The 5065-nt window shown below is 52.9% G+C and carries 4 protein-coding genes; 1 reads left to right on the forward strand and 3 read right to left on the reverse strand.

The features are described 5' to 3' along the window. Nucleotides 1-267: 267 nt before the first annotated feature. From HX884_RS25170 to fabI, 3 genes are all read right to left on the reverse strand, one after another. Complete coding sequence (locus tag HX884_RS25170; RefSeq protein WP_178328958.1) at nt 268-2202, reverse strand: exoribonuclease II; 1935 nt, start codon at nt 2200-2202, stop codon at nt 268-270. Nucleotides 2203-2290: 88 nt separating this feature from the next. After that, on the reverse strand, nt 2291-3277 hold the full coding sequence (locus tag HX884_RS25175; protein ID WP_045903101.1) for a CMD domain-containing protein: 987 nt from the start codon (nt 3275-3277) through the stop codon (nt 2291-2293). Between the two features lie 154 nt (nt 3278-3431). Next, nucleotides 3432-4220, reverse strand: a complete 789-nt coding sequence (gene fabI, locus HX884_RS25180; RefSeq protein ID WP_178328959.1) for an enoyl-ACP reductase FabI — start codon at nt 4218-4220, stop codon at nt 3432-3434. A gap of 454 nt (nt 4221-4674) precedes the next feature. Between fabI and HX884_RS25185 the strand changes: the two genes are divergently transcribed. Next, the gene (locus HX884_RS25185) at nt 4675-4911 is read left to right on the forward strand and encodes a hypothetical protein (protein ID WP_058681314.1); all 237 of its coding nucleotides are present in this window, start codon (nt 4675-4677) and stop codon (nt 4909-4911) included. The last annotated feature ends 154 nt before the right edge of the window (nt 4912-5065 follow it).

Genomic DNA, 5065 nt, shown 5'->3' on the forward strand with positions numbered 1-5065 from the left:
ACTCGGTAGACTCTATGAGGTAGTTTATTCCTAAATTAGCTGCGGAATGTCGGTTATAATAAAACGAGTCAGGTAAAAAAGGATACTTAGCAAATAAAAATTCACGTAACCGAATATAACGGCACTCTTTTACTGTAGATAATTCTGGCGAATTTGGGCGGGGGAAGTCTGAAAATAGTAAGAAAAAATGAAGAATTTGCAGCGTGGCGTAAAAGAAAAAATTGTCGGCCCGTCCGGCAAGGAAAGGGCCGACAATTGAACAGCTTATCAGGCGGCAGGGCGCGCGATGATGCTGCGGGTTTCCATGCGGACTTCGGCGATAGTTACGTCAATCACGTCGGTGACCTTGTAAACCGTTTCACCTTTGATTTGCACAGTCCCGTTTTCCTGGCTACAGACCAGTTCATCGCGAACGGTATGCAGGAACGGCGCAGGAATAAAGGCCACCGTCCCATTATCCACCAGACGTACGCGCATCCCCCCACGGCTGATATCAATGATTTCTGCAGCGAAGCGAGTGTCTGTGCCGGCTTTGTCCTGCAGGAAGCGGGCGTACAGCCAGTCACCTACGTCACGTTCCGCCATGCGGTTCAGGCGCCGACGATCTGCCATCTGCAGGGTAGTGTCATCCTGAGGACGCGCAATTGATTCGCCCTTAATGATCGCTTTCAGCAGGCGATGGTTAACCATATCGCCATACTTACGAATTGGAGATGTCCAGGTGGCGTAGGCTTCAAGACCGAGGCCGAAGTGTGGACCAGGCTCTGTGCTGATCTCGGCAAAAGACTGGAAGCGACGAATACGGCTGTCGAGGAAACCAGAAGGCTGTGCGTCCAGCTCGCGGCGCAGCTTGCAGAAGCCCTGCAAGGTCAGCACTTCTTCCGGGTCAACATGCACATCATGGTTTTTCAGTAAGGCGGCCAGCGCTTCGGTGTTCGCCGGATCAAACCCGGTATGAACGTTATAAATGCCGAAGCCGAGCTTGTCGCGCAGCACACGTGCGGCACAAATATTGGCGGAAATCATCGCTTCTTCGACGATGCGGTTCGCAATACGTCGTGGTTCGGCCACGATATCCAGCACTTCACCTTTTTCGCCCAGAACAAAGCGATAGTCCGGACGATCCTTGAACACCAGCGCATGGGTTTGACGCCACTCGCTGCGGCTCAGACAGATGCGGTGCAGCAGACGAATCTGTGCGGCAACGGCCTCAGAGGCTGGTTGCCAGCTGCCCGTGTTCTCCAGCCAGTCAGAGACGTCGTCGTAAGCCAGCTTGGCTTTAGATTCAATGGTGGCGGCGAAGAATTCGATATCGTCTTCAATTGTGCCGTCCGCAGCAATGGTCATGCGGCAGGCGAGCACAGGACGCACTTCGTTCGGCCGCAGCGAACAGAGATCGTCGGAGAGTTCACGAGGCAGCATCGGGATGTTAAAGCCCGGCAGATAGTTGGTGAACGCACGGATTTTCGCGATATCGTCCAGCTTGCTGCCTTCAGCAATCCAGGCGGTAGGATCGGCAATGGCAACGGTTAACAGCAGTTTGCCGTCAGCAAGTTCTTCAGCATACAAGGCGTCATCCATATCTTGCGTACTGGCGCTGTCGATAGTAACAAACTCCAGGGCAGTCAGATCGCGACGCTCAATACCTTCGTCCTGCATCTCGGTGGCGACGCCGTTCGGGGCTTCTTTCTCAAGGTTATGGCGCGCAAGCGTAACCCACCACGGTACAAAATGGTCATCACCGAACGTGATGAACTGGGTCAGTTCCGCATAGAAACCGCGATCGCCTTTCAGTGGATGACGGCGCATTTCCGCAACGGCCCAGTCACCTTCTTTAAAATCATGCTCAACGCCGCGAGCGGCACGGCAGGGGATGGCGTCTTTCAGCAGAGGATGATCCGGCACGATGGAGAGACGATCGTCTTTTCTCTGTACCTTGCCCACAAAACGGGTCAGGAACGGCTCGATCAGTTCTTCCGGCTCGGCAGATTCACGCTCTTTTTCGGTATGAATAACCGCCATGACGCGGTCGCCGTGCATCACTTTCTTCATCTGCGGTGGCGGAATGAAGTAGCTTTTCTGCGCGTCGACTTCAAGGAAACCAAAGCCTTTTTCCGTGGCTTTTACGACCCCTTCTGCACGCGGCGTCTGGGAATGCAGTTGCTGTTTAAGCTGCGCTAGCAGCGGGTTGTCCTGAAACATAATGTTCTATTTTCGTAGCCATTGAGCGGCTGACAGTTTTACGCGATTCTCACTGCCACAGCAAGCGCTCTTTGGGTAAATAGTATGGTTATTCCGCTTTGCCAAGCGCCACTTTCAAACGCTCCAGCCAGCCGTCTAACGCGCTTCGCGTAAGCAGTGCAATCGCCCGGCCAGCGGGAAGTCCTTCTTCCGTGAGCGGGTTAAACTGTGCTGCACTGAAACGGTCCGGTGAACGTGTCAACAACTCCACGGCCGCTAAGAGCGCTGGCGACGCGGCCCGGTCTTCATTGCGGCAATGGTTCAGGATTTCTCCCGTCAGATCGAGCAACGTGGGTTCGTAGCAGAGCACAGGCGTCAGCGCCTGAAGGGCGGGCTCGGCTTGCCAGCGTGAAAGCGACTCGAGTTGATGCGCACTGGCATAGCGCAGTTCCACGACAGGCAGTAGAGCGATCCAGACGCCGGGCCTGGCGGGCAGCGTGTGCGGTTGAATATGGTGTCCCGGCAGCCAGCGTACGGGGTGGCCGAGCAGCGCCTGAAATACTGCTACCACGCGGGCCTGAAAACCGATGAAGCCAATAATCTGGCTGATGAGCACAATGTCATACGTTGTCAGACCCACCTCATCAAGCTGGTTCTGCGCTTTATCATCGATGACATCCGGTGAGCTGGCAAGCTGGCGGGCATACTGCGTGATCTGGGCCAGACGGCGGTTACTTTCGCGAGACGAGTCCGGGCCGGGAAGGGGGGCGAGAAGGGCGGCGTAGTGGTTACAGAGCCTTTGAACCCCGCAGGCCTGCGCCACCGTCAGCGCGGTGCTCAGCCTGTCGTAGGCACTCAGCGTATGCAGACGGTTGACGGCGATATCGAGTGGAAACAGCCGGTGACATAACGCCCGGGCAGGAGTAAGCCAGCCAGCACAGGCAGTAACAATCTCATCCGGTAAGGCTAAATCGAGCAAAAAACGATCGTCGACGTTAGCGGCTTCGGGCACCAGAGGCAGGACATCCGTCTGCGCGTGGTTTGACTGGGTTTCGTGGTACCAGTGGCCTTTGCCGGAAAAACGGCGTTGTTCCATGGGCGTTCCTTGATCTCAAAATGGCGATCAATATCCTGGCGTAAGGCGGATGAGGGGAAAAATATTGTTAGGTGATAACAAATAGCAGAACGGAATAACGAGAGAGGGCGGGCCGGGAAAAACTCTCTTCCCGGGCGGGAAGAGAGTCACAAACTTATTTAATTTCCAGCTCGTTCATTGCAGCGATGTTGAAGCCGCCGTCAACGTGAACCACTTCGCCGGAGATACCCGCGGAAAGGTCAGAGCACAGGAATGCTGCAGAGTTACCCACATCTTCAATGGTAACGGTACGACGAATCGGGGTAACCGCTTCGCAGTGTGCCAGCATTTTACGGAAATCTTTGATACCGGAAGCCGCCAGGGTGCGGATTGGACCTGCAGAGATGGCGTTAACGCGCACGCCTTCAGGGCCCATTGCGTTCGCCATGTAGCGGACGTTTGCTTCCAGAGACGCTTTAGCCAGACCCATCACGTTGTAGTTAGGGATTGCGCGCTCTGCGCCCAGGTAGGACAGGGTCAGCAGGGCGGAGCCCGGGTTCAGCATGGCACGGCAAGATTTCGCCATCGCAACAAAGCTGTAAGAGCTGATGTCGTGAGCGATTTTAAAGCCATCGCGGGTTACCGCGTTCACGTAGTCACCGTCCAGCTGGTCGCCAGGTGCGAAGCCGATGGAGTGAACGAAACCGTCGAATTTATCCCACGATTTTGCCAGTTCAGCAAACATGCCATCGATGCTTTCATCTTGTGCAACGTCACATTCCAGAACAATGCTGGAACCCAGCTGCGCGGCAAATTCTTCAACACGGCCTTTCAGCTTGTCGTTATGGTAGGTGAACGCCAGCTCAGCGCCTTCGCGATGCATTGCCTGTGCGATGCCGTATGCGATGGACAGTTTGCTGGCAACGCCGGTTACCAGAATGCGCTTACCGGAAAGAAAACCCATAGCTTTAATCCTTATATTCATTGCTTATTTTGCCTTGTAATTCATAGCGTTACAGGCAGTATTTCAAAATTATTCGAAATCAGCTCGAAATTATAGCCCACTCACTGCCCCTTGTGTCACGCTATTTCTTGCTCTTCTGCCGCGACGGGGCTCCCGGGAAGTATTGAGCTGACGCTTTACTACTCTGTTTCACAGGGTTCTCAGCAGTATACCACTGCGCGTCAGGTTCGCCTCATCCAACCAGAGAAGGGAGAACGACGCCGCCGCGTCGATACGCCCGGACCTTTTGCGCAAAATGATCCGTTCAGCCGTTTCAACTGACTAAAATTTATCGCGGGTCGAAGCACATCAGAAATTTTATTCTTATATTTACGCGTAAAGTAAAAATTTGAAAACAGGAAATATTTCGTGCCTTCGCTTAGAAATAAATATCTTACAAAGGGAGTTGTAATTGATGAAAGAGGAAATGTATCAATACGATGACGATGATATCGACTCGATTGCCTGGTCCGTCGCATTTAGCGAGTGGCTGGGAATGGACTCATTACAGGATTGTGTTCTGAAAAGGATCTCAGAGAAGGACAGGGAAAAATATGAAAGTAAGTTAGCTGAATTTCGCCATTTTTTTCAATACGCATCAGGAGAAGAATATTTTTCACGTTATCTAATACAAAATAAAATGCAGCGCTAAGATTATTTTATACGGATATATGGATTATATGCATGAGGATTGCACACTTATTAGGGAAGGTGCGAATAAGCAGGTCATTTCTTCCCAAGCTGACTCGCTGAGGCTTTGTTGAATAAATCAGATTTCGGGTAAGTCTCCCCCGTAGCGGGTTGTG

The sequence above is a fragment of the Enterobacter sp. SECR19-1250 genome, assembly GCF_013391025.1.
Lineage (GTDB): Bacteria > Pseudomonadota > Gammaproteobacteria > Enterobacterales > Enterobacteriaceae > Enterobacter > Enterobacter cloacae.

What these genes read in the sequence shown, in the direction of transcription:
- HX884_RS25185 (WP_058681314.1), top strand. Translation starts at nt 4,675, where the DNA reads ATGAAAGAGGAAATGTATCAATACGATGACGATGATATCGACTCGATT.
- fabI (WP_178328959.1), bottom strand. Translation starts at nt 4,220, where the DNA reads ATGGGTTTTCTTTCCGGTAAGCGCATTCTGGTAACCGGCGTTGCCAGC.
- HX884_RS25170 (WP_178328958.1), bottom strand. Translation starts at nt 2,202, where the DNA reads ATGTTTCAGGACAACCCGCTGCTAGCGCAGCTTAAACAGCAACTGCAT.
- HX884_RS25175 (WP_045903101.1), bottom strand. Translation starts at nt 3,277, where the DNA reads ATGGAACAACGCCGTTTTTCCGGCAAAGGCCACTGGTACCACGAAACC.